The organism is Arsenophonus endosymbiont of Bemisia tabaci Q2 (genome assembly GCF_902713415.1).
Lineage (GTDB): Bacteria > Pseudomonadota > Gammaproteobacteria > Enterobacterales > Enterobacteriaceae > Arsenophonus.
Genome location: NZ_CACTIE010000229.1, coordinates 1 through 961 on the forward strand (window position 1 = coordinate 1; position 961 = coordinate 961).

The 961-nt window shown below is 26.3% G+C and carries 1 protein-coding gene; it reads right to left on the reverse strand.

The annotated features are described in order from the left end of the window. Nucleotides 1-268 precede the first annotated feature (268 nt). Nucleotides 269-802, reverse strand: coding sequence for a hypothetical protein (locus tag ARSQ2_RS10400; RefSeq protein WP_181995257.1), 534 nt, complete (start codon nucleotides 800-802; stop codon nucleotides 269-271). Nucleotides 803-961: the final 159 nt, after the last annotated feature.

Consider the following 961-nt stretch of genomic DNA (forward strand, 5'->3'; position numbering starts at 1 on the left):
AGCTATAGCTAAGCATCTTAATTTTGATTACAAAATATATGTTTTTCTCCAATATAAATTTACTAATATAGAGTAATTACTTGTAATCATTTTAAAGTCGCCCAGCTATAAATGCAAAAAAAAGAGCGCTCGGATACGACACAGATATTTTGTTCTCACTCAATATGGTGTAATCAAAATTAACTCGCTTAGCTATAATTAAGACTATAGCCGGAAGCAGGATTAGAATAGAGATTGTAATAGAATAATTTGGCTTGATTATCTGCTTTTATTTTATGATAGGGGTAATAAATTGAATAAAATTATGATCCTCTTCATTAAATTTTACAAAATCTGTTAGATGAGTTGTTAATTCATGGATTAAACTAGCGCGTTCATTATTGTCAATAAATTTATGCGTGGCAATAATGTGTTTAGCTAATTGCTGTGGGTTGGTAGTTTTGAAACTACTTGAACGATTATTAAAATTTGAAATATAGTTACAGTTTCTAATTTGATAAAGATACTCTAGGTAGTTCCGTAAATAAAGCGATGCATTATCTAATGAATTAGTTGGCGCCCATTTTGATTCATCACGAATATTGGTTATAATTGTAGTAACAAAATTTGTCGGTGAAGTTGCCAGTTTCTTGGCATTTGTGTCTAAATCGTTATTTTCATTCCATTGATTATCATCTTGAATGACTTTTTTGTCTTGACCAAATATTTCAGCACAGCCTAATAAATGGATAATATTTTCACCACTATTTTTTGACGTATCAATAAAATTATCAATATCATTAAATTTATTTTTATTTATCATAAAGATGCCTTGAATTAAAATAATTGATTTTATAATTTATTCAATTTAATTTTTATTAAAAAGTTTTGCATTAACTAATTTAAAATATATCGTTATAAATTTATTAAAAAAATCGTAACGAATATGTTTTTAAATATTAACTAGATCACTGTGTTGTTA